The organism is Stenotrophomonas sp. 220_Sma (assembly GCF_056487375.1).
This window is the reverse complement of record NZ_CM151348.1, coordinates 2,581,230-2,606,183: the sequence shown is the minus strand read 5'-3', so window position 1 is coordinate 2,606,183 and position 24,954 is coordinate 2,581,230. Positions and strand designations below refer to the sequence as shown.

The window sequence follows — 24,954 nt, the reverse complement described above, 5'->3', positions numbered from 1 at the left end:
TCGGGTAGTGCGGAATGCGTGGGACGTGACCGCGATGACAGGGCCGCGGAGGCCGTGCGGTGTCGTAAGCGTCACAAGCTGTCGTCTTTCGGTCAATGGCGAAACGACGAAGCTGTGACAGCGCGCAAGCACTGGAGATGTGTCAGATCATGCGGCGCGTGGATGAAACGCAGGCGTGCTAGGACATCGCGCTGCCTGTAGCGATGGTCAGGGGTTCGTCTTCAACACGTAGTCGCCCTTGCGTGTTCCCGGCACCAGCGACCATCCCGGCTTCAGGCTCAGCGACCACCCCGGCCCCTCCAGTGGCGGTTCAGCACTTGCCGGGGCCTGCACGAATACGACCTTCCAGTCGCTGTGCAGCAACGCACCGTCGGTGACATCCAGGCTGCCCCAGATGTCGGACAGCCGCATTGCTGGATACACCATGCCTTGGCCTGGCAACGGCTGCATGGTGTTGGGATCGAACTGGATGCGCATGTTGCGCAGATCCAGGCGCACGACCGGGCCTGTCACGAAGCGCGCACGGTTGTGTTCCAGCTGCGCAAGGCGCTGCTGCTCGCGCAGCGTTTCGGCTTCGTGCAGCTCCGGCCCGTCATAGCGCGCGGCAGCCGCTCCCAGCGCGGTCGCGTCCAGCTGCAATGGGGCCTGCGTCACTTCGGCCAGACGCGTGCCGAGATCGCGAGCCTGGTGGGCGAGGTCGCCGCGCCAGCCAGGTGCCGCCTGGTCCAGCAGCAGGCCATAGGCCGGGCCGGTGGCATAGGCGAAAGAGCGGACGAAGCTGCGATCACCCACGTGTGCGCGAAGGTCATGCAGTGCCGCCTGGATACGTGTCGACGGCGTCGGATTGCCGACGAACACGCCGGTGTACTCGGCCAGGCCCTCGTTCAATTCCAGCGCCGCTTCTTCCTGCGCGGCCGCAGGGAACCGGCGGTAGCGCTCGGCGCGGAATGCGAGTGCGTCCGTCATCGCAGTGTGCTGCGCTACTGCATCGGTGGATTCGAGTGCGTCCGCAAGCGCGCGCCATTCCAGTTGCAGCCAGTAGCGTCCTTCAAGCGTATCGAGGTGTTCGTTTCCACCTGCCGCCGGTGCGATGATGGGCAGCGCCGGCTGCAGGCGATGGAACATTTCGTGAGCCAGCAGCGTGCTGCGTAGGGACGCGTCCTGCGGCAATGGCCAGAGCAGCTGCGTCCAGCGTGTGCCGGACCAGTCCACGGCGGTGTTGGCGACGATCGCATCAGACGGAAGCTGGCCTGCGAACACATTGCCGCGCTCCTTCAGCGCACCATGCGCGTCTGCCTGCGAGGCGATGACCTGCCGGCTCTTTGGATCCACCAGCATCATCGGCCCGCACAGGGATTGACCCCACAATCGACCCCGGTCTCCATTGCAGAGCAGTTCGGCGCGCCGGAAGACCTCGCGGGCCGCCGCGTCGGAGAACGCCTGCTCGCTGGCCATCACGGTTCGTTGCGCACATAGCGCCAGTACAGCGAAGAGCAGGAAGCGTGACCTCATGACGTCCATTCATCCTTGGGGCCCAGCTCTCATAGCATCGATCCCATAGGCCGGCAATGCAGCGAACGTCATGTTGCGTCGCAAGGTGCCACCCACCATTCGCACTGGTACGGTCCAACCCGTTGCACCACCACCGACGGGGACAGACGACGATGCGCAAGGTATTGCTGCTGTTGATCCTGCTGACCGGACTGGCGCCCACCGCCTGGGCCGCTACGGTCAAGACCACCCACCGGACCATTCCCAGCTGGGATGGAACGCCTCTCGGGGCCTTTGTCATCGAACCGCAGGACGCGGGCAGCGGGCGCTATCCACTGCTGGTGATGCCCAGCAGCTGGGCGGTACCCAGCGTGGAGTATGTGGGGGTGGCGCAGTCGCTGGCGCGGCGCGGCTATGTGGTGATCAGCTACAGCTCGCGGGGTTTCTGGGAGTCCGGCGGCAGCATCGACATCGCAGGGCCAGCCACGGTCGAAGATGTCAGCGCCCTGATTGATTGGGCGCTGGACAACACCCGCGCCGATCCGGCCCGGATCGGCGTTTCGGGCATCTCCTACGGCGCAGGCACCAGCCTGCTGGCGGCGGCGCGCGATCCACGCATCAAGGCCGTGGCGGCGCTGAGCGGCTGGGCCGATCTGCAGGCCTCGCTGTACAGCAACGACACCCCCAGCGCGCAGGGCATCGCCTTGCTGGTGGCAGCCGGCCTGGCCACCGGCCGCCCGGGACCGGAACTGACGACCATCAATCGCAATGTACTGGTCGGCAACTACCAGGGCGCGGTGGATTCGCTGTTGCCGGTGGCGGCGCAGCGCAGCCCCGGGTCCAGCATCGATGAGATCAACGCCAACCAGCCAGCGGTGTTCCTCGCCAACGCCTTCAACGACAGCCTGTTCCCGCCGGGCCAGCTGGTCGATTTCTTCACCCGGTTGAAAGGCCCCAAGCAGTTGCAGTTGCGCCACGGCGATCATGCGCTCAACGAAGCCTTTGGCGCTCTGGGTGTTCCCAACGAGGTCTACGATTCGGTGGGCGACTGGTTCGACCATTACCTCAAGGGTGAAGCCAATGGCATCGACCGCCAGCCTGCAGTACAGCTGAAATCGCAGAAGGGCAGCTGGAGTACCTATCCGAACTGGCAGGCGACCAATGCCGGCGCTGTCAGCTATGCGCTGAGCGCACCCAAAGGACTTCTGCTGCCCACGGGCGGCCTCGTCGCGAGCGGCAGCAGCACCGGCTGGAGTTACCGGATCGGCAGCGGGCTGCTGACCGCCGCCAATTCCGGCGTGGCGATGGCCTCCGGTGCATTGCAGATGATCAACCTGCCGCCCGGTGCCTATGTGCCCTTCGTGGGCCGCAACGCCGCAGGTGTCTGGCAGGGGCCGATCCAGTGGAGTGCGCAGCGCCTGGATGGAACGCCGGAGGTACGCTTGACCGTCACGCCCAGCCGCGCCAACACCACGCTGTACGCCTACCTGTACGCCGAGGATGTGCTGGGCAACGGCCAGCTGATCAGCCACAAGCCCTATACGCTGCGTGGTGCCACGCCGGGGCAGGCGAAGACCATCGACCTGCGGTTGGAAGCCAGCAGCTGGAACCTTCCGGCCGGCAGCCGCCTGACCCTGGTGGTGGACACCGTGGACCTGCGGTACGCGGGCATCAGCCAGCTGGGTGGCACGGTGACTTTCAGTTCGCCGGCCAATGCGCCTTCGGTGTTGAAGGTGCCGCTGCATTGATGGAAGGCCGCGCCCGTTGCGGCGGGCGCGGTACGCCAGGCAGTAGAACTGCGAGACTGGCGTTTGTTCCGGGGAAGGGAGGAATCCATGGTCATTGCATGGCTGTTGCTCGGTGCAGTGCTTGCGGCACCTACCGCGCAAGGCGCGCCGATCGACTGGTCGGATACGCTGTTGAAGGATCTGGACGCTGCCGACGCCGCCATGCGCGGCAGCCATCCGGGCGCCGTGGACCTGCGCAATCCTGGTTTCGGCGCACAGCTGGACGATGCCCTGGCGCTTGCACGCTCGCGCGCGGAACGGGTCGCCAGCTACCCGGGCTACTGGTGGGCGATGAAGGGCTATGCGGCCTCCTTCAACGATGGGCATGTCAGCCTCAACGCGCTTGCCGATGCTCCCGATCTTCCAACGCAGTGGCCGGGCTTCCTGACCGGCTTCGACGGCGATGCGCAGGTGGTCATGACCGTGGATGGTGGTCCGGGCCATCCGCCGCTGGGCGCGCAATTGCTGTCGTGTGATGGCAGTGATGCGCAGACGCTGGCTGCACGCCGGGTGGGTGACTTCAATGGGCGCTGGAACCTGCAGGCCAGCCGCATCCAGGGTGGCGGTGAAGTGCTGCTCGAACAGGGCAATCCTTACGTGCCTGCATTGCGTACCTGCGTTTTCCAGGTGGGCGGACGCGAGACATCCTATGCACTGCGGTGGCAGCCGCTGCAGGCAGCACAGCGCAAGGAGCGCTTGGCTGATGCCCGGCGCAGCTTCCGTCCCCCCAACGGCTGGCACGCGATGCCCGATGGCAGTTACTGGATCACCACCAGCAGCTTCAATGCCGACCCTGCGGAGCAGAACTTCAAGGAACTGACCGCGCTGCTTGAACAGCTTGCTCCGCAAGCCGAAGGGCTGCAGCAGGCACCGACGGTGGTGCTGGACGTGCGTGGCAACACTGGCGGTGCTTCGCAATGGAGCATCGAGCTGGCGCGATTGATCTGGGGCCGGGCCGCTGTCGATGCGCTGCCCGACCGCAGCTGGGTAGAGTGGCGGACCTCGGAGGGCAACATCGCCCGGCTTCGCGGCTTCCTGCAGAAGCTGGAACAGGCGCCCGACGCGTCGCCTGAGCTGCGTCGCATGCTGGAATCGGTGACGGCAGGCATGGCGCAGGCTCGCGGCCGGGGTGAGGCTTTGTGGCGCGAGCCATCCGAGGCCAGCGCAGATCCAGCATCCGCCGCAAGCCAGGCCGGACCTGTGCGCAAGGGCAGGGTCCTGGTTGTGGCCGATGCTTCCTGTGGCTCGGCCTGCCTGGATGCATTGGACCTCTGGAAGCGGCTGGGCGCGGTGCAGGTGGGCGTCGAGACCTCCGCCGACAGTCTGTACATGGACGTGCGGCCGGAGCGGTTGCCCAGCGGGCTGGCCAGGATCTCGGTGCCGATGAAGGTGTTCCGTGGGCGGGTACGTGGTTCGAATGAACCGCACGTGCCCGATCATCGCTATATGGGCGACATGCGCGACACCCGGGCGCTGGAAGCGTGGCTGTTGATGTTGTAAGTGCGCGCAGGGCCTCGTGCAGGGCTGAATTCCGCAGGAGAGGATCGCATGAACATCCCGCCACCCCGTCCTGCCAGGCCGCCATCGCGGGCAGGAGCCTTTCGTCGTTGAATGCTGACGCCCGGTGCATTGCTTGGCATGGCGCTGCTGAAGTACATGGTCGGCGTGCGTGTGCCGCTGGCCAGGCCGAGCGGCATGTACGGCGGAGCGAGATCAGCGCCGGACGTCGAACTGGTCACTCTCCAGCAGCGCCCAGACCTCGGCCTCGCGCACGGGACTGAAGTCTCCGGGAATGGAGTGCTTCAGCGCACCTGCCGCCAGACCGAAGCGCACGGTGCTCTCTGCATCGAACCCGGACGCCAGCCCGTGCAGGATGCCTGCCGCGAATGCATCGCCGCCGCCGATGCGATCAACGATACCGGGCAATGGCCGCGAGGGGGCCTGCGCACGGGTACCGTCGCGTCCCAACAGCAGCGCGCCCAGGATGTGATGGTCTGCACTCACTACGTCGCGCTGGGTGCAGGCCAGCCACTGCAGGTGCGGGAGCGCCGCGAACGCTGCCGCTGCAGCCGCCTCGGTCCGCGCGATGGGGCTGTCCTCGGCGAAGCGCAGTCCCAGCACCAGTTCGATATCGCGATGGTCGGCAAAGACGATATCCGCCTCTGCGAACAGCTCCCGCAGGATGGCGGCGGCGTTGCCGCCCCAACGCTGCCAGAGCGAAGGTCGGTAGTTGCCGTCGAAGGACACACGCACGCCTGACCTGCGTGCGGCCCGTGCAGCGCTCAAGACGGATTCGGCCACATTGGCGCCCAGCGCGGGACTGACGCCGGAAAGGTGCAGCCACTGCGCATCACGCAACAGCGTTGGCCAGTCATGGTCGGCAAGTGCAGTGTTGGCGAATGCCGAACCTGCCCGGTCATACACCACTTCACTGGCGCGCTGCAGCGCGCCGGTGGCCAGGAAATACAGGCCCATGCGGTCTCGGTCGACTTCACGCACACCTGCCACGCCCACACCATGCCGCCGCAGCTCGGCCACGGCATGCCGGCCCAGCGCGTTGCCGGGCACCGTACTGACCATCTGCACATCGTGGCCGAAACAGGCCAGTGAGACCGCCACATTGGCCTCGGCGCCCCCCACGTGGACCTGCAGCTGCGGTGTCTGCAGCAGCAGTTCACGACCGGGTGCGCCAAGGCGCAGCAGCAGTTCACCGAAACAAACGACGCGGCTCATCGGTTCTCTCTCATTCGGTGGGGGTGCAGCCCAGCATGCGCAGATCGATGGCATCGGCCATGCGCCGGTAGCCTTCGTCATTGGGGTGCAGGTGGTCGCGGGTGATGTCGTTGGGCAACGATTCCACGGCCTTCGGGTCACGCAGCGCGGCATCGAAATCGATGATGCCATCGAACCCGGTCTTCCCACCGCGTGCCCACTGGTTGATCGAGGTGCGGGTCGCTGCGGACACGGGCTCGTAGCGCTCGGAACCACCGAATGGGGTCAACGTACCCAGCCAGGCGCGGATGCCGTGCGCATGCAGTCGCGCTGCAACCTGCTGATAGCCCAGCAGCATGTCCGCCGCACTGCGTCCAGGCAGCGGCTGCGTACCACCACCGTGGCGGATGTCATTGATGCCCTCGAACAGGATGACCTGATCGGCATCGGCCACCGCAATCACATCGCGATCCAATCGTGACAGGGCGCTGTGGCTGCGGCCATGGTCGAGCAGCTTGTTGCCGCTGATGCCCTGATTGAGTACCACGAACCGGTTCGGGCAGGCCTGCTGCAGGCGCTGCGCCAATCGCTCCGGCCACTGGTTGAAGGTGCCGCGACGGGCAGTGGCACCTTCCGTGATGGAATCACCGAGTGCCACGATCACCTGGGGACGATCAGCGCGCTGCACCATCACGGCCGAGAACACGTTCTGCTGGTAGCTCAGCCGCACGCTGTCGGCAACCGATGTCTGCCTGCCGTCCGCTACCCGCACTTCGGTGCGGCGCACCGCCGGGCGGGTCGGCTGCGGAAAATAGGCCGTCACGCTGATCTCCTGCAGCGGCGTCACCGGCATCGGTACCGGGTCGCTCAGCAGCGCGGCACCCACCGGCACCTCGATGACCGCGCGGCCATCCACCGTTACCGGCAGAGGGGCGGACGTGCCGTTTTTCACTCCTGCGCGCAGGTCCTCGACCCGTAACGGCGCCGTGCCGAGTTCGTTGCTGATGCGCAGCCGCAACGCATCGCCACGGCTGCCGATGCGCATGTCCTGGCGCACGGTCTGCGCGGCGAACTGTACGGGGGCCTCGGCGATGCCATCCTTGCGGTCCGGTGCCGGCGAGGCGGTCCACGCGGTGACCCAGACCGGTGCGGCCAACGCGCCAGGCGCGGCCGCGGCGGAACAGATCGTCAATGAAAGCAGGAGCGTCCAGCGCTGCATGGTCAGGATTCCAGTCAGGAGAAGTAGGTGCCGCCGTTGACGTCCAGATTCGCACCGGTGATGAACGCCGCCGCATCCGAGGCCAGGAATACCGCAGCGTCGGCGGCTTCGTCCGGTGTCCCTTGGCGGCGCAGCGGGGTAGCGCCGGCAACGGCCGTGCGCACTTCCGGCTTGGTGAACTCATCATGGAAGCGAGTGGCGATCATGCCGCAGCACAGTGCATTCACGCGGATGCCCTTCGGCCCCAGCTCCTTGGCCATGGCACGGGTGAAGGTCATCACTGCCGCCTTGGCGGTGGCGTAGATCGATGCCCCCGGGCCGCCGCCATCACGACCTGCCTGCGAGGCGAAGTTGACGATGGCCGCGCCGTCACGCATGTGCGGCACCACCGCGTGCGTGGTCAGGTAGGTCGAGGTCAGATTCAGGTCCATCACGGCGTGGAAGAACGCCGGGTCGATGTCAGCCAGCGGCCGACGCTGCACCATGCCACCGGCCACGTTCACCAGCAGGTCGATACGCTCGCCGAACGCGGCCTGTACCGCAGCGACCAGGCCGGCCACGGCGGCGGCATCGGTGACGTCGGCGCGATGCACGATGGCCTGGCCACCGGCCGCCTGGATCTGTGCCAGCGTTTCCTGGGCACTGGCTTCATCATGGGCGTAGTTGATGCAGACGCGTGCACCGGCGGCAGCCAGTTTGATCGAAACGGCGCGGCCGATATCGCGGCCACCACCGGTGACAATGGCCACCTTGTCCTGGAACGACATGCGGAAAACTCCTTGGTTTGCGGGGGAATGGATGTACTTGGAAAAGAAGGAGACCCAGGCTCAGCCGCCGCGACGGTCGAGCTTCTGGATAGGTCCGGTCCACCACCACAGCGCAGCCAGCGACAGCGGCACCAGCGCGGCAACGAGGATGAAGATCGGGGCGTAGGAATGGCGGGTCAGTACCGGCACCAGCCAGGTGGTGATCAAGGTGCCGGCGACCGCCGCCAGGCCACCCAGGCCTGCCAGCGTGCCCACCGAACGGCCGTCGAACAGGTCGCCGGGCAGGGTCTGGATGTTGCCGATGGCTACCTGGAAGCCGAACAGCACCGCAGCGATCGCCAGCACCGCCAGCAGCGGCTGGTTGGCCAGCACAGCACCCAGCAGGGCAGGGGCCATGATCACGCACCCCAGGGTGATGGCCAGCTTGCGGGCGCGGTCCACGCTGTGTCCGGCGCGGATCATGCGACCCGACAGCCAGCCGCCACTGAGGCTGCCCAGCATCGCGCCGACGAAGGGTACCCAGGCGAAAAGGCCGATCTGCTTGATGTCGAAGCCGAAGGTTTCAGCGAGATAGATCGGCAGCCAGGACACGAACAGCCACCAGATAGGATCCAGCAGGAAGCGGCAGGCGAGCATGCCCCAGCTCTGGCGATGGGCCAGCAGCTCGCGCACGCTGGCTTTGGGCGCCGCCTCTGTCTGCTGCCCGGCCTGGTCTTGCTGGATCAGCCGGCGCTCGGCATCGCTCACCCACGGATGCTTGTCCGGCCCGGCGCGGTAGACAAACAGCCACGGCAGCAGCCACAGGAAGCCGATCGCACCGACCAGCACGAAGGTGCCGCGCCAGCCCAGCCACAGATAGAGGCCGGCGATGGCGGGTGCGGAGACGATCGCGCCGATCGACGCACCCGCGTTGAACACGCCCTGCGCCAACGCGCGTTCGCGCGCAGGGAACCACTCGGCATTGGCCTTGACCGCGCCGGGCCACGCACCCGCTTCGCTGATGCCGAGCATCGCCCTTACCAGGCTGAAGGAGAGCATCGAATGGGTGATCGAGTGCAGCGCGATCGAGATCGACCACACGCTGATCGACAGGGCGAACCCCAGGCGCGTGCCGATCATGTCGAACAGGCGGCCGAACAGGAACTGGCCGGCGGCGTAGAACAGCATGAACACCGTTACCAGCAGGGCATAGTCGTCCTTGGTCGCGCCTACTTCCCTGGCGATTTCCGGCCACATCACCGCCAGTGCATTGCGGTCGATGTAGTTGATGACCGTAGCGACGGCGATCAGGCCCACGATCAACCAGCGCACTGCTGAACGCACCGGCACCTTGCGCAGGTTGGCCACCACGGCAGGGCCGTTCATTTTCCGTCACCCTTGCTGCGGTCCATGCGCGCATGGCTGCCGCTCCAGCGGTAGGCATGGCCGTCCACGGTCACGCTGTGCTCGCCCTTGGCGCTGCTGTCGTCAGCCACGCCGAGGGCGATGCGTGCACCGCTGGCCAGGCGCAGCTCGATCACCTCGGCATCGCCGCCGCGGGTGCGCACGATGTCCTTGATGCGGCTGTCGGCGCCGTGCACGTACTCGGCAGTGCCGTTGTACTCGCCATGCGGCTCCAGCACGCTGAAGAAGGTCACGTCCTTCTGGCCGTCCACGCGTTGCAGCAGGGCCGGTTCACGGCGCAGGTTGAATTCCGGATCGTTGGCACCGCTTTCCACCAGCAGTGCCTGCGCAGGCGCACTGCTGCCGAATCGGTAGGTGTAGAAGCGCCCATCCAGCAGCCACGCCAGGGAACGCGGTTCGCTGCCGGGCGTGCTGCGTGCATCCAGCCACAGGTGCTGGTAGCCGTTGTCCTTGCCCAGCACCGGGCGCTGGGTGGGGAAGTGTTCTGCCTCGAAACCGGTGGTGACGATGTGGCCGTTGAAGTGCAGCGGCAGGTCGTAGCGCGCGGCCTTGTCGCCGTGCACCTGCAGCAGGTCCAGCACCACCGGCAGGCCCAGGTCGGGGTGGCGCAGCAGCGCCTGGGTGCGGGTGAACACCACGCCGGGGTAGGCATCGCGCATGGTCGCCGAGGCAACCTGGGTATCGGCATCGGCCTGGAAGAAGCGCACCTGCGGGGCATGCTCCTCGCCGCGCTTCCAGTCGCCCTTGAAGTGGCTCTGTTCGTCCACCACCAGGGTGTTGTGGGCCACGGTCTGTTTGGCCCAGCTGCGGTTCTCGGCCAGGTAGATGCCACCCCGCTTGGCTTCCACGTTGAGGAAGCGGGCAGCGCCGTAGTCAGTCACCACCGGATTGCCGTTGTCGTAGAACAGCCAGTTGAGTTTGTCGAAGTGGCCATGGCCCATGCCCTGCATCGTGTCCTTCTGCACCAGCGCCTGGCCGCGTTCGCCGTTCATGCGCAGGATCGCCAGGCCACCGCGGTCGCCGTCCGGGCCATCGCGCAGCAGCATCGGACGGTAATCGAAGGGCTTGGCCTTGTTGGCGGCCAGTGCTTGCGCCACCTGTAGTCCCTCGGGGGACAACAGCAGGCGTTTCTGCTGCTGGGCCACCGACAACAGGCGGTCGTCAGCGGTGCGCGCATAGGCAATGCCGATACCGGCCACCAGTTCCTCGGTATCGATGCCCTTGTCCAGGATGGCATCGTTGATCGGGAAGAACAGGCCGTCATAGCTGGACTGCACCAGCACATCCACCGCCTTCAGCAGCACGCCGTCGCGGCGCGCGAAGATCCTGCGCTGCGGCTCGTTGCGTTCGATGGCGTTGGCGAACAGCAGGAACGGTGCCAGTGCGTAGCGCTGGTAGTACGGGCCTTCCTCGTAATAGCCATCGGGCGAGAACAGCAGGTCGATCTGGCGAAGGAAGCCGAACTGATCGTTCTTCTGGCTGCCGCGCAACGATTTCTCCACCAGCTCAGGGTCGCGCAGCACGTAGCCGGTCATGCCAGTGGCGGCCACCGCCCAGGTGGCGTGGTTGTGGATCTGGTCGTAGTTCTTCGGCTCGCTGACGAGGAACTCAGCCATCGGCCGGAACACCTTCGATTCGATGGTGTCGCGGTCCTCGGCGGACAGCGCGTCGCGGATCGCGTCGTAGCCCTGGATGGCGTTGACCAGCCACACCGAATCGTTGAGCACCTGCCAGAACACGCGGCCTGGAATCTGTCCGCGGCCTTCGGGATGCGGGCCCAGGGTGGGGTAGAGCCTGGCGTACTGCAGCAGCATGTCGCGCGCGTAGTCGACATAGACCTTGTCGCCGGTCAGCCGGTACAGGGTGCCGGCCGCCATCAGGGCCTGGTAGTTGCGCTTGTGCTGTTCATGGGTGCGGCCGCCGCCCTTGTCCTTCGGTACCGGCACGTCGATGCCGGCCTTCATCATCTTCTTCAGCGATTTTTCCGTGCGCGCCTGTTCCTTGGCGAACCACGGGTAGCGGCCGCCTTCGCTGGCCATCCGCTGCCACTGCGCTGCGGTCACCAGCACCGGCGCGGTGTCGGCCTGCCTCGCTGCGGCAGCGGGGGCTGCGAACAGCGGCGCGGCCGGCAGCAGGGCAAAGGGGGTGGCCAGGGCCAGGGAGACGAACAGCGGCTGCAACCTCATCGATCAACTCCATTGCGAGTGCGTGACAGGGCAACTTCGCCCACCTTTGGATACCAGTCGATGCCGGTCGCCTCGCGCGCGGTCATCGCCAGGGCAGGATCGGCGCCCACGGCGGGCAGGGCAGGCGCGGCCACCCACAATCCGCTGGCAGCCTGCTGCAGGCTGACGCCACGCCCCTCTACGCCGCCCGGGAATACGGTGCTGGCTGCCGGTGACTGCACGTTGCCACTGAAGTCGATGCCGGCCAGCGAACTGGCGGCATTCGGCGGGTTCCTGCTGGTGCGGTTGACGATCAGGTTGGCGCTGAAGCGGCTGTTGCTGGCGGCGACCACGATGCCCTTGGCTTCATCATGGCCGACGCCGAAACTGATCTTCGCCACGTCCACGAAGGTATTGCGGCTGATCGTGGCATTCACCACCGGCGCATAGCCGGACAGCGGCGGATCGGCCTGCGCGTCCATCACCGCCAGCGCAGAACGGTTGCTGGAGCCGGCCAGTCGTTCGAAGTAATTGTTGCTGACGGTCTGGTCGGCATTGATGATGCGCACGCCGCCGGTGCCGGCCTTGTCGTCGCCCAGGAACACGTTGTCGATCACCCGGTTGCCGTTGCCATGGCGCAGCGTGAGCGCGCCGGCCGAACGGTAGAACACGTTGCCGCGGTAGGTATTGCCGCCGGACTTGTTGCTGATGATCTCGGTCTCGCCGTCGCAGCCTTCGAACCAGTTGTTCTCCACCGTACTGTTGGAATCGCTCAACGAGGTGTCGCTGGTGCCGACGCGTATCGTTTCGCCACCGTTGACGCCCAGTGCCGGGCGCGGCCCGAACCAGTTGTGGTCGATGCGGTGCTGGTTGTCCAGGCCTTGGGTTGCATCGCGCACCACCACTACCGTGGGCCCGGCGTTGGTCTTGCCGCGCAGCTGGCTGTGATCCAACCGGTTGTTGCTGCCATACAGCGATACCCAGTAGTCCTGGTCGCTGGCATCGGGGTTGGTGTAGTCATCGATCACCAGGCCGGTCACCCGGCTGTGGCGGGCCACCGCCTTGCTGGATTCGCGGAACGCCACCACCGCATCACCCGGCGTATAGCCGTTGCGGAACACCAGGTTGGACACCTGCAGGTAGCTACCCGCCAGGCGCAGGTCCGAACGTCCGCTGAGGACGACCTTGCCGGCGGTCTGCGCGCGCAACACGATCGGCGCGGCTGCCGTGCCCTGGCCTTTCAGCAGCAACCGCGCGTCGGTCCAGGTGCCGTCAGCCAACACGATCTCATCGCCGGGCTGCAGCGCCGAGGCGGCGGTAGTGAACTCAGCGACATCGTGGACGAGCCAGCTGGCTGCACTTGCCGCTGAAGTGGTCAGGCACATTGCCAGACCAGTGGCCAGGCAGAACAGTGACGAATTGTTGAGTGGGTGTCGCACGAGCGAGCGAATGCGCATGAAATCCTTCCAGAGGCGGCCGTGCCGTCGTTTCAGGGTGAACTTGCATACCACTTCGGGGTCCTTTGTAAGCCAGCTTTGGCGCAAAGTCATGCTGCACAAGCACATTAAATGGCGGCCAAGTGGTATGAAACAAAGGCATTTGAATAATTGCATACCAGTTGGTTGACATTTTCATGTCTCCGTGCCGAAGCTGCGTCCCACGCCTGGCATGCAGGCGATCCTTTGGGAGGAGGAAACCATGCGGCGACCCGCCGGAGCAGTGCACAGCATCTCGTTGTCCCCCACACCGCTGATCGTGGCGCTGCTCGCCGCATTGGCGGGCATGCCCACTGCCCAGGCGCAGTCCGGCCAGGACGGGGCGGGGCAGGATCCCACCACGCTGGACCAGGTGCAGGTCACCGGCATCCGCGAGTCCATGCAGAGTTCGATCAACAAGAAGCGCGACGATACGGTCATTGCCGATGTGCTCTCCGCCGACGACATCGGCGACCTGCCGGCGCCGTCGCTGGCCGATGCCATCGAGACCCTGACCGGTGCCGCCTCGACCCGCGACAAGACCGGCGCCTCGGAAATCTCGATCCGGGGCCTCGGTGCCTTCCTCAGCAGCACCAACTTCAATGGCCGCGAGATCACCAACGGCAGCGGCGACCGCTCGGTGAACTTCAACATGTTCCCGGCCGAGCTGATCAACACGGTGGCCATCTACAAGACCCAGCGCGCCGACATCATCGAAGGCGGCGTGGCCGGCACCATCGGCCTGGAAACAGTGCGCCCACTGGAGTACGGCAAGCGTGCAGTGCAGCTGGACCTGCGCGGCAGCTGGGCGGAGTACGACAGCAAGTACCGTGACAAGGACGGCATCGGCTATCGCGGCACCGCCAGCTACATCGATCAGTTCGAGTTCGGCAACGGGCAGAAGCTGGGCATCTCGCTGGGCTTCCAGCGCCTGGACGGCACCGATCCGGAAGAGAGCATTACCAGCGGTTCCACCTGGTATGCCTGCGATGGCACGCAGAACGTGGGCAATGCCAACTGCAACGAAGTGTCCGCGCAGGCCATCGCCAACGGCGCGCCGTACTACCTGGTGCCGAGCAGCCGCATCTACCGGCTCAAGCAGGAGCGTAACGACCGGCAGAGCGAGTTCGCCGCGCTGCAGTGGCGGCCAAATGATGTGGTTGAAGTGAACCTCGATTTCGAGCACACCGAGCGCAATTGGTATGAGAACCGCAGCGATCTGAGCCTGTCCAACGCACGACGCGGCATCACCCAGCGCGAGGTTGACGAAGACGGTATCGTGCGTCACCTGCACGGCAGCACCTCGATTGATTCCACCTCCAACCGCTACTGGCGTGGCGAGGAATACACCGGGGGTGGCCTGAACCTGATCCTGCGCCCGACCCCGGCCTGGGAGCTGTCTACCGATCTTTCCTACTCGCACACCAATCGCCTCGACAGCGAGCGCATGACGCGCCTGCGCGCCAACCAGCGCGACGTCAACAATGCCGTCGTGCCCGGTATCAGCAGTGGTGCCACCGGCTACGTGGACTATGACTGGGACTGGCACGGCGAAGTGCCCAGTGTTGCCCTGGCGCCGAACTTCGACCCCAACAACTGGGACGCCTACACCGGCGCGGCGCGGGTGACCTCCAGCGCCACCGAGAATGACCACAGGATCAAGGCCGGCCGCTTCGATGCCAGCTTCATGCCGGAGTCCGGTTTCTTCACCCGCATCAAGGGCGGCGTGCGCGCCAGCCAGGCCGACTACCGCCTGCGCGACAACACCCTGGTAACCGACTACGACCAGCGCGTGGCGGCCGACAAAGCGAGGATCATCGCCGCCAACCAGGCCTGCCGTGCAGCCTTCCCGCAGGATGACTTCATGGATGCCGCCAGCGGCAACACGATCTCCTCGTGGGCGTACTTCGATCCGAACTGCCTGTACCAGTCGTTCCGCGGCAGCCTCGACAGCGGGCTGGATCCGGGTTTCCAGGATCCGAACAATGTCGATATCACCGAGAAGACACGCGCGCTCTATCTGATGGGTGAGTTCAGCAGCACCCTGTTCGGCTTGCCGGTGACCGGCAACCTCGGCCTGCGCTGGGTCAAGACCGATGTTCGTTCTGAAGGCGTGCGTACCGGGCTGCGCATCGAGGACAACGGTGACGGGACGATCCGCCTGCAACCCACCGGCGAGTACAGCACGCAGGTGTTCAAGGCGGGCAACGACAAGCTGCTGCCCAGCCTCAACGCGGCCTTCGAGCTGCGCCCGGACGTGTTGCTGCGGGTCGGTGCATATCGCGCGATGTCACGGCCGGACATTGCCGCGCTGGGTGCCGGGCGCACCATCAACGTGAGCAGTGATGCCACCTACGGCAACCTGGCCGACGCGCTGGATGACATCAGCGCCAGCGGCAACCCCGCCGCGCAGCCGCTGATGTCCTGGAACGGCGACCTTTCCCTGGAGTGGTACCCGAACCCGGACACGATGCTGGCCGGCGCGGTGTACTGGAAGCAGTTCAACGGCGGCACCGCCACTGCGCTGGTGCCGGAGACCTACACCATCGACGGCCAGAGCGTGACCGTGCCGGTGCGGCAGCAGGTAACCACCGACGAGAACAGCACGCTGACCGGCTTCGAGCTGACCGCTACCCATCGACTGTCGTTCCTGCCCAAGCCGTTCGACGGGCTGGGTTTCAAGCTGAGCTACAACTACGCCGATGCCGACTATCAGACCCAGGACTCGCGACTGGGCGAGCAGCTGGCCAGCGATGGCACGATCATTCCGGCCATCGTGCCACCGGCTGGCCTGAGTGGTTTCTCGCGGCACGTGCTGTCCGGCTCGATCTACTGGGACGTCGGGCGCTTCAACATCCAGGCCATCGGCAAGTTCCGCTCGCACTACTACCAGGACTTCACCGGCAACACCGCGCAGCAGAACCGCTACTACGATGACAACACCAGCGTGGACCTGCGCCTGCGCTACCGGGTGAACAAGCAGTTGTCGCTGTCGCTGGAGCTGATGAACCTGACCAACGAGCCGCGCGTGGCCTACCAGCCGCTTTATGGGAACTTCCGCGAAGTGGTGACCTACGGGCGGCGTGCGTATTTCGGTGTACGATACAAGTTCTGAACAGGGCGGCGCGGCCAGTGGTCGCGCCGTCGCTCCAACCGGACCCTTGCCGGCCGCGGTGGCAGGGCAGGGACCCGGAAGGAATCGCCAAGGGTCAGCCGCATGTCCGCCAACCGCCTTTACCAGACCATCGCTGCCAAGCTCCGCAAGCTGATCGAGGACGGCGAATTTCCGCCGGGCTCGCGGCTGCCGGGCGAGCGTGAGCTGGCCGAACGGTTCGGTGTCAGCCGGGTCACCATCCGCGAAGCCGAGATCGCACTGGAAGCGCAGGGCTGGATCGCCATCCGCATCGGCTCGGGCGTGCATGTGAAACCGCGCCCGACGCAGGCGTCCGGCGGGCTGCCGGATGTCAGCGCCTTCGACCTCACCGCCGCCCGCGCGGTATTCGAGGCCGAGGCCGCCGCTCTGGCTGCCAGCAATCTGGATGATGCCGGCATTGCCGAGCTGCAGGCGTTGGCCGAAGCGCTGTGCCGTCGCGACCTGAGTGACGCGGAAGCCGGCGAGTACGACCGCCGTTTCCACCTGGCCATCGCACGGCTTTCCGGCAACCCGGTGGTGGAATTCTTCGTGCAGCAGATCTGGCGCATGCGCAGCGAACTGCCGCGGGTGACCGAGGTCTATGCCCGGGTCTGCCATGATGATGGCGCCAGCCGTGCGGACGAGCACATGGCGATCTTCGAAGCCCTGCGCGCGCGTGATCCGGTGGCCGCGCGCAATGCGATGCGCCATCACTTCCAGCGCCTGTTTGAAGCCATGCTGCAGGCGACCGAAAGCCAGGCGCTGGAGGAGATCCGCCGCCGTACGCAGCAGGACCGCGAACGGTTCATGGCAACGACGCGGATCTGAGCGCCGCGTTCAACACAATCGGCGCTGCGACCTTCAGCAGGGCAGCTCGCGCTCGAAGCCTGATGGATATGAGAAATGGGCATGACTGCGCCGATGCCCAGCCTGTCCGCAATGCCTACACTGCCCGCGGGTCATAGACGGCCCGTTGAGAAAGCTGCATACACACAAGGAGCAGGGTATGAAGTTCTCGCTGTTGGGCGCGGCGCTGCCATTGGTGCTGGCACTGAGTGGAGTCCCCGGTGGAAGCGTCAATGCAGGACCGATCGCGGGTACCACGACCGCCACTGTAGTTGCGAAGGCCACGTACGCGTCGGATTCGCTGGAAGCCGGCTACATCGTCGATTGGATCAAACGGAATTCGCCCGCCTACGCGCCGGCGTTGCAGACGGGCGAACTGGCCATCTCGCACAGCTATCAGTCTGCTGGTAGCCTGAAGCCGGCCGGTGCGGCGGGCCCGCCTGTTCCATTGCCTGCACGCGGTGTGGAGGGCGAGGTCATCTCGATCTCCAATACCTTGCCGAGCGGTGCTTCCGAGTCGTGGACATACCGATGGTTGAGTGGGGCTTGGAAGCTGATCAAGTACAGCTTTGATGCATGCCAGGGCCCGGTCAGCATCGGTGCGAAGGGATCCGGCACGGAGATCGCTGCGAAGGGACCCTGCATCGACTGAGGGTGACCGGTCCTGGCAGAACTGAACCAGGTCTGCTGCAGAGCAGTGGTGCCCCGGGAGATCATCGTCCCGGGGCGCCGCTTCATGCCTCGCCGTGCGAACACTGATCTCGGCGATCAAGCGGAGATCACCCACGGCCCGAGCCAGTCGCTGGGTCATGCAACCCACGCAGCTTCTTCTTGTTGATCTTGCCCACGCTGGTCCGCTCGATCGATTCCACGAAACTGACCCGTTCCGGAATCGCATACCGTGAGATGTCCCCTGAGCGGCTTCGCGCAGCGACCAGTTCGATGATCTCCGCTTCGGTCACCTCACTGCCAGGCTGCCTGACCACCAGCGGCAACGGCCGCTCGCCCCATTTCGTGTCGGCGATGCCGATCACCGCGACTTCGCTGACCGCCGGATGCAGGGCGATGATGTCCTCCAGGGCGAGCGAGGAGATCCACTCACCGCCGGTCTTGATCACATCCTTGATCCGGTCGGTCACCCTCAGGTAGCCGTATTCATCGATGTTGCCGATGTCCCCGGTATGCAGATAGCCTCCTGCCCACAGTGCTGCAGATGCATCCGGGTTGTGCAGGTAGCCCTGGGTGAGCCAGGGTGCGCGCACCACGACCTCTCCGGTGGCGATGCCGTCGTGGGCGACATCCTTCATGTCCGGGTCGACGATGCGCAGGTCCACCAGCGGTACCGGTATGCCGGCCTTGGTGCGCAGCGACAGCACCTCATCGGCATCGGTCACGCTGTCCACGTCGATCTGGGCGATGGTGAGCAGAGGGCAGGTCTCGGACATGCCATAGCCGCCGAAGATGTCGATGCCCCGCGCCAGCGCACGCTGCGCCAGCGCACGCGGCAGAGCCGCACCGCCGATGATCACCTTCCAGCCCTCCAGGTCGGTCTGCGCCGCGTCCGGATGCTCCAGCAGCATGTGCAGGATGGTTGGCACGCAGTGCGAGAAGGTCACCTTCTCACGGGCGATCAATGCCAGCAGCTTCGCAGGCAGGTAGCGCCCCGGATAGACCTGCCTGATGCCCATCGCCGTAGCCACGTAGGGCAGGCCCCACGCGTGCACATGGAACATCGGGGTCATGGGCATGTAGACATCGTCGCGATGCAGGCGGCCTTGACGGGGTGCACCGCCAAGCGCGGCCATCGCCGCCAGCGAATGCAACACCAGCTGCCGGTGGCTGAAATACACGCCCTTGGGCAACCCGGTGGTTCCAGTGGTGTAGAACACCGTGGCACGGGCGTTCTCGTCGAAGTCCGGGAAGCGGACGATCGGCGTGGCATCGCGCAACCCCGCTTCGTACTCGGTGGCGAAGCCTGGCGGCAGCGGACCGCCTGCATCGTCCAGCAGGATGCGCGTGCGCAGGTCCGGCACCTGCTCGTCGATGGCGTCCAGCAGCGGCAGGAACTCGCGGTTGGCCAGGATCACCCGCGCCCCGCTGTGGTTCAGCGTGTAGGCGATCTGCTCTGGGGCCAGGCGCACGTTCACCATCATCAGCACCGCACCGATCATCGGCACGGCGAAGTAGGCCTCCAGGTAGCGGTTGCTGTCCCAGTCCATCACCGCCACCGTGTCGCCGTGGCCGACTCCCAGCGAGGTCAACAGGCCGGCCAGCTGGCCGATGCGCGCCTGCAGGGTGCGGTAGTCGAATCGGACCTGGTCGCCGTAGACGATTTCCTGTTCAGGGCTCACCGCCAGCGGCATCAGCAGCAGCTGCTTGATCAGCAGTGGATAGGCATTGGCATCGGGAGTGGGGGCGGATGACATGGCATTTCCTCGTGGGCGGCGTTGCGGTCGCCGGCCTTCTCCGCACCACACTAGCAAGCCCTTCCTGCTGCACCAGCGTACCTAGGTACCTGTTCCTGCGCGCACCCGATTTGATAATCTCGCCAGGACATGCCCACCCTGCTCATCGCCGACGATCACCCTTTGTTCCGCGCGGCACTGCATCGCGCGGCGGAAGAGGCGGTCGCCGATCTGCAGATCAGCGAAGCTGATTCGCTGGACAGCGTGCTGGAGGTGATCGAGAACCAGTCGATCGATCTGATGCTGCTGGACCTGCACATGCCGGGCAACCACGGACTGGCCGGGCTGGCCACGATCCGTGCGTTGCAGCCGGGCCTGGCGATCATCATCGTCTCCGCCAACGAGGAGCCGCAGGTCATCCGGCGTGCCATCGACCTTGGCGCCGCGGGCTATCTGCCCAAGAGCTCGGGTTTGAACGAGCTGCAGTCCGCGCTGCAGTCCGTGCTGGAGGGCGAGCGCTGGATCCCGGCGCTGCTGCGCGAACCGGTGGCACGGGTGGCGACGTTCAGCAGGGATGCCGACCTGGCCGCACGCCTGGCCAGCCTGTCGGCACATCAGTACAAGGTGCTGGGCCTGGTGGCCGAGGGCCTGCTCAACAAGCAGATTGCCGACCGGCTGGGCGTACAGCTGCGCACGGTCAAGGCGCACATGACACGCATCATGGAGCGGCTGGGCGTGCGCAACCGCGCGCAGGCCATCCGCGTGCTGCACGAAATGGGATTGGCCGATCCGTCCCGGCAGATCGAAGAACTGCCTGAGCCCTGACCGGTCAGGGCGTGGTACTGGCCGCCAGCAGGTGGTTGATCGCCCAGCGCAGCGCCAACGGTTTGAACGGCTTGTTGAGCAGGGACAGCCCAACGCCGCGCACCGCCTCGCGCGTATCGCTGCCGGCATCCGCACTGAGGATCACCGTCGGCCGCGGCCCATGCATGCCTACCAGCCGCTTCCATAGCGCAACACCGGTATCGCCATCATCCAGGTGATAGTCGAACAACCACAGCGCCGCCTCGTGCGCTGACGGTCCGATGTCATCGGCTTGGCCTGCCGCGATGACATCGCAACCCCAGGAAAGCAGCAGCTGCCGCATCGCCTCCAATGCGTCCGGGTCGTTGTCGACCACCAGCACGCGGACTCCCTTGAGCGCGCTGCTGCCGGCCGCCGGCGGCGAGCTGCGCGGGGTCGCAGGGGGTGCTGCGCGTTGCACGCTGATCGAGAAGGCCGAGCCGTGCTCGGGCACGCTGCGCAGGTGCAGGGGTGCGTGCAGCAGGTCGGCGATGCGGTGCGCGATGGTCAAGCCCAGGCCCAGTCCCTGGCCGTTGCTGCGATCGACCCGGTGGAATTCCTCGAACACCACCGCCTGCTGCTCCGGAGCAATGCCGGGGCCGGTGTCATGCACACCGATCAGCAGTGCCTGTCCCTGGCGGCGCACACCGAGCAACACACCGCCATGGCGGGTGTAACGAATGGCATTGGCCAGGAAGTTCTGCAGCACCCGGCGCAGCAGCAGGGGGTCACTATGGACCCAGGCCTGGCTCCGCACATGGCGGAACTGCAGGCCGCGCGCCGCCGCCAGTACCGCGAACTCCTGCGCGAGCGGATCCAGGACGGTCGACAGCGCGAAGGGGCGCGGATCGGCGACCAGTCCACCCGCCTCAAGCCGGGAGATATCCAGCAGCCCGGACAGCAGGTCGTCGGTGGAGTCCAGCGCACCACGGATCTGGCGCAGGAAACTGTCGAGGAACTCCGATTCGATGTGCTGCGACATCGCATCGGTCAGCAGCTGCGCCGCATGCAGTGGCTGGATCAGGTCGTGGCCGACCGCCGTCAGGAAGCGTGTCTTGGCAACGTTCGCGCGCTCGGCTTCGTGCACTGCCTGTTCCAGCCGTGCGGTGCGGTCCTGCACGCGGCGCTCGAGGGTTTCGTTGCTGCGCTTGAGCGCTTCCTCGGCACGCCGGAAGGCGGTGACGTCGGTGAAGGTGGCTACGTAGCCACCGCCGGGCATTGGATTGCCACGGATCTCGACGATGGTGTTGTCGGGGAAGATCCGTTCGGACAGATGCGGCGTGCCACGCCGCATGTGTGCGGCGCGACGCTGCAGGGCCTTGTCGCGAGAGTCACCAGGGCCGTCGCCGATCTTCAGTTCGGCCAGCGCCCACGCTGTCAGATTGACCACCGGCTGCCCGACCTGCAGCAACTCGGGCGGAAACTTGAACAACGCGGCGTAGCGGCTGTTCCAGGCTACCAGCTGCAGCTGCGCGTCGACCACGCTGATGCCCTGGCTCATGTTTTCCAGCGCCGCTTCCAGCAGGCGCTGGTTGAAGCGCAGCGCCTGGGTGGCTTCGCCTACAGCACGGGTTACCGCATCCAAGGGCGCGGCACCGCCATCGCGAGCGGCCTCCACCAGCAGGCGCGCCATGCCCGCGCCGACCACGGCGCTCAGTTCGCGTTCGATGGTGATGACCCGGTCGTCGTCCAGCAGCTGCCCGGCATGCCCATCCATCAGTTGCCGGGCCCGCTCCTGGCCGAGGAAGCGTCCGGCCGTCCTGCGCAGCGAGGCTGCTGCCACCGCATCCCGTCGTCGCGGCAACGAGGGACGCACCGCGCGCGACACCAGCGCAACCGTCAGCAGGTTGACCGCCAGACTGGCGCCCATGCTGATGGCGATATGGCCCGACTGCAGGCGCAGCGAGACCACGGACAGCCAGTGCAGGTCATCGGGGCCTGAGGCTGGGGGCGTGGCAGGGATCACCATCGGCAGCAGCACCAGCCACAGCCAGGCCAACGACCCCAGCACGATGCCGGCGATGATGGCCGGAGAGGGCGTGCGCGGGCGATACACCGCCAGCAGGACCGCCGGCGCCAGCTGCGAGAGGGCGGTGAAGGACATCAGGCCGAAATCGCTGAGTGCCTCGGTGTCGCTCATCGCCCGGCTGTACAGCCACGACATCAGGAACACGGCGAGGATGCCGGCACGGCGGAAGGCCAGCACGCGTGGACGCAGGTCGGCCGCCGCGGCACCGCCGGCAATACCGTCCAGCAACCGTGAGCCGAAGCCATGGTTGCCGAGCATGATCGACAGGGTCAGCCCGGACAGGATCATCATGCCGGTGGCGGCGCTCAGGCTGCCCAGATAGGCCAGCAAGGCCAGCAGGTGGTGGCCAGCGGCCTGCGGCAGCGCCAGCACGTACAGGTCAGGCGACACCGATGCGGGCAGCTGCGCGGCACCGGCCAGCGCCATCGGCACCGACGGCAGCCCGATCAGCAGCAGGTAGACCGGGAACAACCAGCGTGCCGTCCTCAGGTCCGAGGTCTGGCGCAGCTCGACCACGCCGACATGGAACTGGTGCGGCAGGGTAAACGCGGAGATCGCCCCCAGCGCGACCATGGTCAGATAGTCCGGCATGATGGCCGGTGGCGGCAGCTGCGCCATCTTTTCCAACAGCGGCGTGTCCGCCTGGCGCACCGACAGCGCCGCATAGAGGCCAATGGCGAGCAGCGCCACCAGCTTCAATACCGACTCCAGCCCCAGGGCGACCACGATGCCACGATTGGGCTCGGTGGCCGATGCCTTGCGTGCACCGAACAGCAGGGTGAACGCCGCCATTGTCAGGGCGAACCAGAACGACATGTCCAGCTGCGCGGCAGCAGGCGCGAAACGATCGCCCAGCAGCGCGCCCAGGCCCTGACTGACAGCCTTCAACTGCAGGGCGATGTAGGGAATGATGCCGAACAGTGCCACCAGGGTGATGGTGAAACCGAGGCCGCGATCGGCACGCAGTCGTGCGACGACCAGATCAGCGATGGTGGCACTGTTGTGCTGCTTGGCCAGCCGCCCCAGGCGGAGCAGGAAGGGCAGGCCGAACGCAAAGATCAACGCCATGCCGGCCAGGGTGGGTGGAATCGGGAAGCCCCATTGCAGTCCCTGCGAGGCCGCGCCGTAGTAGGTCCACGCGGTGCAGTGCACGGCCAGCGACAGCGCGTAGATGAGCGGCCATGCCTTCGAAAGCCGGTGCCCCCGGCGCTCACCCCACAGCGCCACGCCAAACAGCAGTGCGGTCCATGCAATGCAGGCGAAGAGGACGATGGAGGGCGTCAACATCGCTCCAGTGTAGGGAGAGAGCCGGGCAGGGTGGTGCTAGGGGACGACCACGATCAGTGACAGCTGCTCAGCAACCAGTGCCAGCTCGCCATCGGCAACCCGCTCGACGACCTTGCGCTGGGTCAGCAGCCACTGGCCGGGCTGGCGCGCCTCCAGTGACACCAGCTGCGAGCGTACCCGCACCCCCGACCCGCTGGGTACCGGCGCCAGAAAGCGGACCTTGTTGAGGCCGTAGTTGAGCACATGGGCGATGCCGGGGAAGCCGGTGAGGGCGACCACATCGTCCTGCACGGTGAGCGAGAGCAGCAGGAAACCGTGCGCGATGGTCTGCCCGCCCGGCAGCTGCGTCTGCGCGCGGCCTGGATCGACGTGGATCCAGTTGTGGTCGCTGGTGGCGTCGGCAAAGGCATCGATGCGCGCCTGGTCCACGTGGGTCACGCCACTCACCCGCTCGCTGGCCGCCCACTGCTGCAACGCCTGCAGCGCGGGAGGCAGGTTGCTGTCTGCACTCACGCCACACGCTCCAGCAAGGTCAGGATCGCGTCACGTGCCTCTGGCTCGGACAGCATCGGCGCATGGCCCACATCCGGCACTTCCACCAGGCGGGCACTTTCCGAGGTGGCCGCCATCTGCCGCGCGACATCGGCCGGCAGGATGTCGGACAGCGCACCGCGCACCACCAGTACCGGCACCCGTGCGGTCAGCCCACGAACCGCACGCCACAGCACCGGCCGCAGCAACCACAGCAGCCAGGGACGTGTCGTTCGGATCACGGCCGGATCGTAATCCAGCTCCAGCAGCCCATCGCTGCGCGGGCGGAAGGTGCGCACCGCCATCTGCCGCCAGTCGTCGGTACTGAAGCGAGGGAACGCGGCCTTGCCGATGGATTCCACGTAAGCGGTGGCCTGCACCAGGTCCATCGGCGGCACCGGCTTGCCGGCGTACTTGCCGATCCGTGCCAGCGCCTCACGCGGCACCTTGGGGCCGGCATCGTTGAGCACCGCGCCCGCGATCCGCTCGGGCGCGCGCGAGGCGAGGGTGATGGTCACCAGCACGCCCAGCGAGGTGCCGACGAATACCGCCTTGGCGATGTTCTGCGAGCGCAGCAGCGCAACCATGTCATCCGCATAGGCACGTGGGTTGTAGCTGGACGGGTCATATGCGCGTTCCGAGCCTGCGCGACCGCGCAGGTCGACCGCGATCACGCGCCAGCCCTCGGCGGTGAGCACATCGGCAAGCGCATCGAAATCGGCGCCATTGCGGGTCAGCCCGGGAATGCAGACCACCGTGCCACGCGCTGCCTGCCCCGCATCGGGTGCATGGTCGCGCGCGTGCAGGCGCAACCCATCATTGCTGTTCCAGTAAAGGTCGTCGTAAGACTGCGTCATGCA

General features: G+C 66.2%; 17 protein-coding genes. 6 read left to right on the top strand and 11 right to left on the bottom strand.

The genetic code is table 11. The features are described from left to right. Positions 1-207: 207 nt before the first annotated feature. Positions 208-1,512: a hypothetical protein gene (locus ACZLIB_RS12185; RefSeq protein ID WP_478467715.1), complete on the bottom strand. Its 1,305-nt coding sequence runs from the start codon at positions 1,510-1,512 to the stop codon at positions 208-210. A gap of 152 nt (positions 1,513-1,664) precedes the next feature. Between ACZLIB_RS12185 and ACZLIB_RS12180 the strand changes: the two genes are divergently transcribed. Together ACZLIB_RS12180 and ACZLIB_RS12175 are read left to right on the top strand one after the other, a co-directional pair. Beyond that, entirely contained in the window at positions 1,665-3,239 is a 1,575-nt protein-coding gene (locus ACZLIB_RS12180; protein WP_121503340.1) for a S15 peptidase family protein, read from the top strand. A gap of 87 nt (positions 3,240-3,326) precedes the next feature. After that, positions 3,327-4,778, top strand: coding sequence for a S41 family peptidase (locus ACZLIB_RS12175; protein ID WP_478467713.1), 1,452 nt, complete (start codon positions 3,327-3,329; stop codon positions 4,776-4,778). 213 nt (positions 4,779-4,991) lie between these two features. Here the strand turns inward: ACZLIB_RS12175 and ACZLIB_RS12170 are convergent, their stop codons facing one another. From ACZLIB_RS12170 to ACZLIB_RS12145, 6 genes are read right to left on the bottom strand one after another with little or no spacing between them, the layout of a single operon-like run. Further along, entirely contained in the window at positions 4,992-6,011 is a 1,020-nt protein-coding gene (locus tag ACZLIB_RS12170; protein WP_423173748.1) for a sugar kinase, read from the bottom strand. Positions 6,012-6,021: 10 nt separating this feature from the next. Beyond that, positions 6,022-7,209 carry a GDSL-type esterase/lipase family protein gene (locus ACZLIB_RS12165; protein WP_329892913.1) on the bottom strand — a complete coding sequence of 396 codons (1,188 nt, stop codon included), beginning with the start codon at positions 7,207-7,209 and terminating at the stop codon, positions 6,022-6,024. 14 nt (positions 7,210-7,223) lie between these two features. Next, complete coding sequence (locus tag ACZLIB_RS12160) at positions 7,224-7,976, bottom strand: SDR family NAD(P)-dependent oxidoreductase (RefSeq protein WP_032127243.1); 753 nt, start codon at positions 7,974-7,976, stop codon at positions 7,224-7,226. Positions 7,977-8,036: 60 nt separating this feature from the next. Next, a complete protein-coding gene (locus ACZLIB_RS12155; protein ID WP_049461096.1) occupies positions 8,037-9,341 on the bottom strand; it encodes an MFS transporter in 1,305 nt (434 codons plus the stop codon). Next, a complete protein-coding gene (locus ACZLIB_RS12150; protein WP_478467710.1) occupies positions 9,338-11,566 on the bottom strand; it encodes an oligoalginate lyase in 2,229 nt (742 codons plus the stop codon). The genes ACZLIB_RS12155 and ACZLIB_RS12150 overlap by 4 nt, the downstream gene beginning before the upstream one ends. Then, positions 11,563-13,002, bottom strand: coding sequence for a polysaccharide lyase 6 family protein (locus tag ACZLIB_RS12145; RefSeq protein WP_478467708.1), 1,440 nt, complete (start codon positions 13,000-13,002; stop codon positions 11,563-11,565). The genes ACZLIB_RS12150 and ACZLIB_RS12145 overlap by 4 nt, the downstream gene beginning before the upstream one ends. A 241-nt stretch (positions 13,003-13,243) precedes the next feature. On the opposite strand from ACZLIB_RS12145, the gene ACZLIB_RS12140 reads away from it, so the two are divergent. From ACZLIB_RS12140 to ACZLIB_RS12130, 3 genes are all read left to right on the top strand, one after another. After that, a complete protein-coding gene (locus ACZLIB_RS12140; RefSeq protein ID WP_478467707.1) occupies positions 13,244-16,135 on the top strand; it encodes a TonB-dependent receptor in 2,892 nt (963 codons plus the stop codon). Positions 16,136-16,237: 102 nt separating this feature from the next. Continuing rightward, a complete protein-coding gene (locus ACZLIB_RS12135) occupies positions 16,238-16,981 on the top strand; it encodes a FadR/GntR family transcriptional regulator (protein WP_032127248.1) in 744 nt (247 codons plus the stop codon). A 178-nt stretch (positions 16,982-17,159) separates the two neighbouring features. Then, positions 17,160-17,651 (top strand): hypothetical protein, encoded by a 492-nt coding sequence (locus ACZLIB_RS12130; RefSeq protein ID WP_478467706.1) that lies wholly within the window; start codon positions 17,160-17,162, stop codon positions 17,649-17,651. Between the two features lie 127 nt (positions 17,652-17,778). Here ACZLIB_RS12130 and ACZLIB_RS12125 read toward each other — a convergent pair whose 3' ends face one another. Further along, positions 17,779-19,425, bottom strand: a complete 1,647-nt coding sequence (locus ACZLIB_RS12125) for a fatty acid--CoA ligase (protein WP_478467705.1) — start codon at positions 19,423-19,425, stop codon at positions 17,779-17,781. 129 nt (positions 19,426-19,554) lie between these two features. On the opposite strand from ACZLIB_RS12125, the gene ACZLIB_RS12120 reads away from it, so the two are divergent. Continuing rightward, positions 19,555-20,229 (top strand): response regulator transcription factor, encoded by a 675-nt coding sequence (locus ACZLIB_RS12120; protein ID WP_032127250.1) that lies wholly within the window; start codon positions 19,555-19,557, stop codon positions 20,227-20,229. A 4-nt stretch (positions 20,230-20,233) separates the two neighbouring features. Here the strand turns inward: ACZLIB_RS12120 and ACZLIB_RS12115 are convergent, their stop codons facing one another. The 3 genes from ACZLIB_RS12115 to ACZLIB_RS12105 are packed head-to-tail and all read right to left on the bottom strand — an operon-like array spanning position 20,234 to position 24,951. Next, positions 20,234-23,563, bottom strand: coding sequence for a hybrid sensor histidine kinase/response regulator (locus tag ACZLIB_RS12115; RefSeq protein ID WP_478467704.1), 3,330 nt, complete (start codon positions 23,561-23,563; stop codon positions 20,234-20,236). A gap of 36 nt (positions 23,564-23,599) precedes the next feature. Further along, on the bottom strand, positions 23,600-24,076 hold the full coding sequence (locus tag ACZLIB_RS12110) for a MaoC family dehydratase (RefSeq protein ID WP_478467703.1): 477 nt from the start codon (positions 24,074-24,076) through the stop codon (positions 23,600-23,602). Continuing rightward, positions 24,073-24,951, bottom strand: a complete 879-nt coding sequence (locus ACZLIB_RS12105) for an alpha/beta fold hydrolase (RefSeq protein ID WP_049461116.1) — start codon at positions 24,949-24,951, stop codon at positions 24,073-24,075. The genes ACZLIB_RS12110 and ACZLIB_RS12105 overlap by 4 nt, the downstream gene beginning before the upstream one ends. Between the last annotated feature and the right edge of the window lie 3 nt (positions 24,952-24,954).

Coding starts and splice junctions, on each gene's coding strand:
- ACZLIB_RS12150 (WP_478467710.1), bottom strand. CDS start 11,566: ATGAGGTTGCAGCCGCTGTTCGTCTCCCTGGCCCTGGCCACCCCCTTT.
- ACZLIB_RS12125 (WP_478467705.1), bottom strand. CDS start 19,425: ATGTCATCCGCCCCCACTCCCGATGCCAATGCCTATCCACTGCTGATC.
- ACZLIB_RS12160 (WP_032127243.1), bottom strand. CDS start 7,976: ATGTCGTTCCAGGACAAGGTGGCCATTGTCACCGGTGGTGGCCGCGAT.
- ACZLIB_RS12175 (WP_478467713.1), top strand. CDS start 3,327: ATGGTCATTGCATGGCTGTTGCTCGGTGCAGTGCTTGCGGCACCTACC.
- ACZLIB_RS12135 (WP_032127248.1), top strand. CDS start 16,238: ATGTCCGCCAACCGCCTTTACCAGACCATCGCTGCCAAGCTCCGCAAG.
- ACZLIB_RS12165 (WP_329892913.1), bottom strand. CDS start 7,209: ATGCAGCGCTGGACGCTCCTGCTTTCATTGACGATCTGTTCCGCCGCG.
- ACZLIB_RS12185 (WP_478467715.1), bottom strand. CDS start 1,512: ATGAGGTCACGCTTCCTGCTCTTCGCTGTACTGGCGCTATGTGCGCAA.
- ACZLIB_RS12170 (WP_423173748.1), bottom strand. CDS start 6,011: ATGAGCCGCGTCGTTTGTTTCGGTGAACTGCTGCTGCGCCTTGGCGCA.
- ACZLIB_RS12120 (WP_032127250.1), top strand. CDS start 19,555: ATGCCCACCCTGCTCATCGCCGACGATCACCCTTTGTTCCGCGCGGCA.
- ACZLIB_RS12180 (WP_121503340.1), top strand. CDS start 1,665: ATGCGCAAGGTATTGCTGCTGTTGATCCTGCTGACCGGACTGGCGCCC.
- ACZLIB_RS12155 (WP_049461096.1), bottom strand. CDS start 9,341: ATGAACGGCCCTGCCGTGGTGGCCAACCTGCGCAAGGTGCCGGTGCGT.
- ACZLIB_RS12140 (WP_478467707.1), top strand. CDS start 13,244: ATGCGGCGACCCGCCGGAGCAGTGCACAGCATCTCGTTGTCCCCCACA.
- ACZLIB_RS12105 (WP_049461116.1), bottom strand. CDS start 24,951: ATGACGCAGTCTTACGACGACCTTTACTGGAACAGCAATGATGGGTTG.
- ACZLIB_RS12145 (WP_478467708.1), bottom strand. CDS start 13,002: ATGCGCATTCGCTCGCTCGTGCGACACCCACTCAACAATTCGTCACTG.
- ACZLIB_RS12130 (WP_478467706.1), top strand. CDS start 17,160: ATGAAGTTCTCGCTGTTGGGCGCGGCGCTGCCATTGGTGCTGGCACTG.
- ACZLIB_RS12115 (WP_478467704.1), bottom strand. CDS start 23,563: ATGTTGACGCCCTCCATCGTCCTCTTCGCCTGCATTGCATGGACCGCA.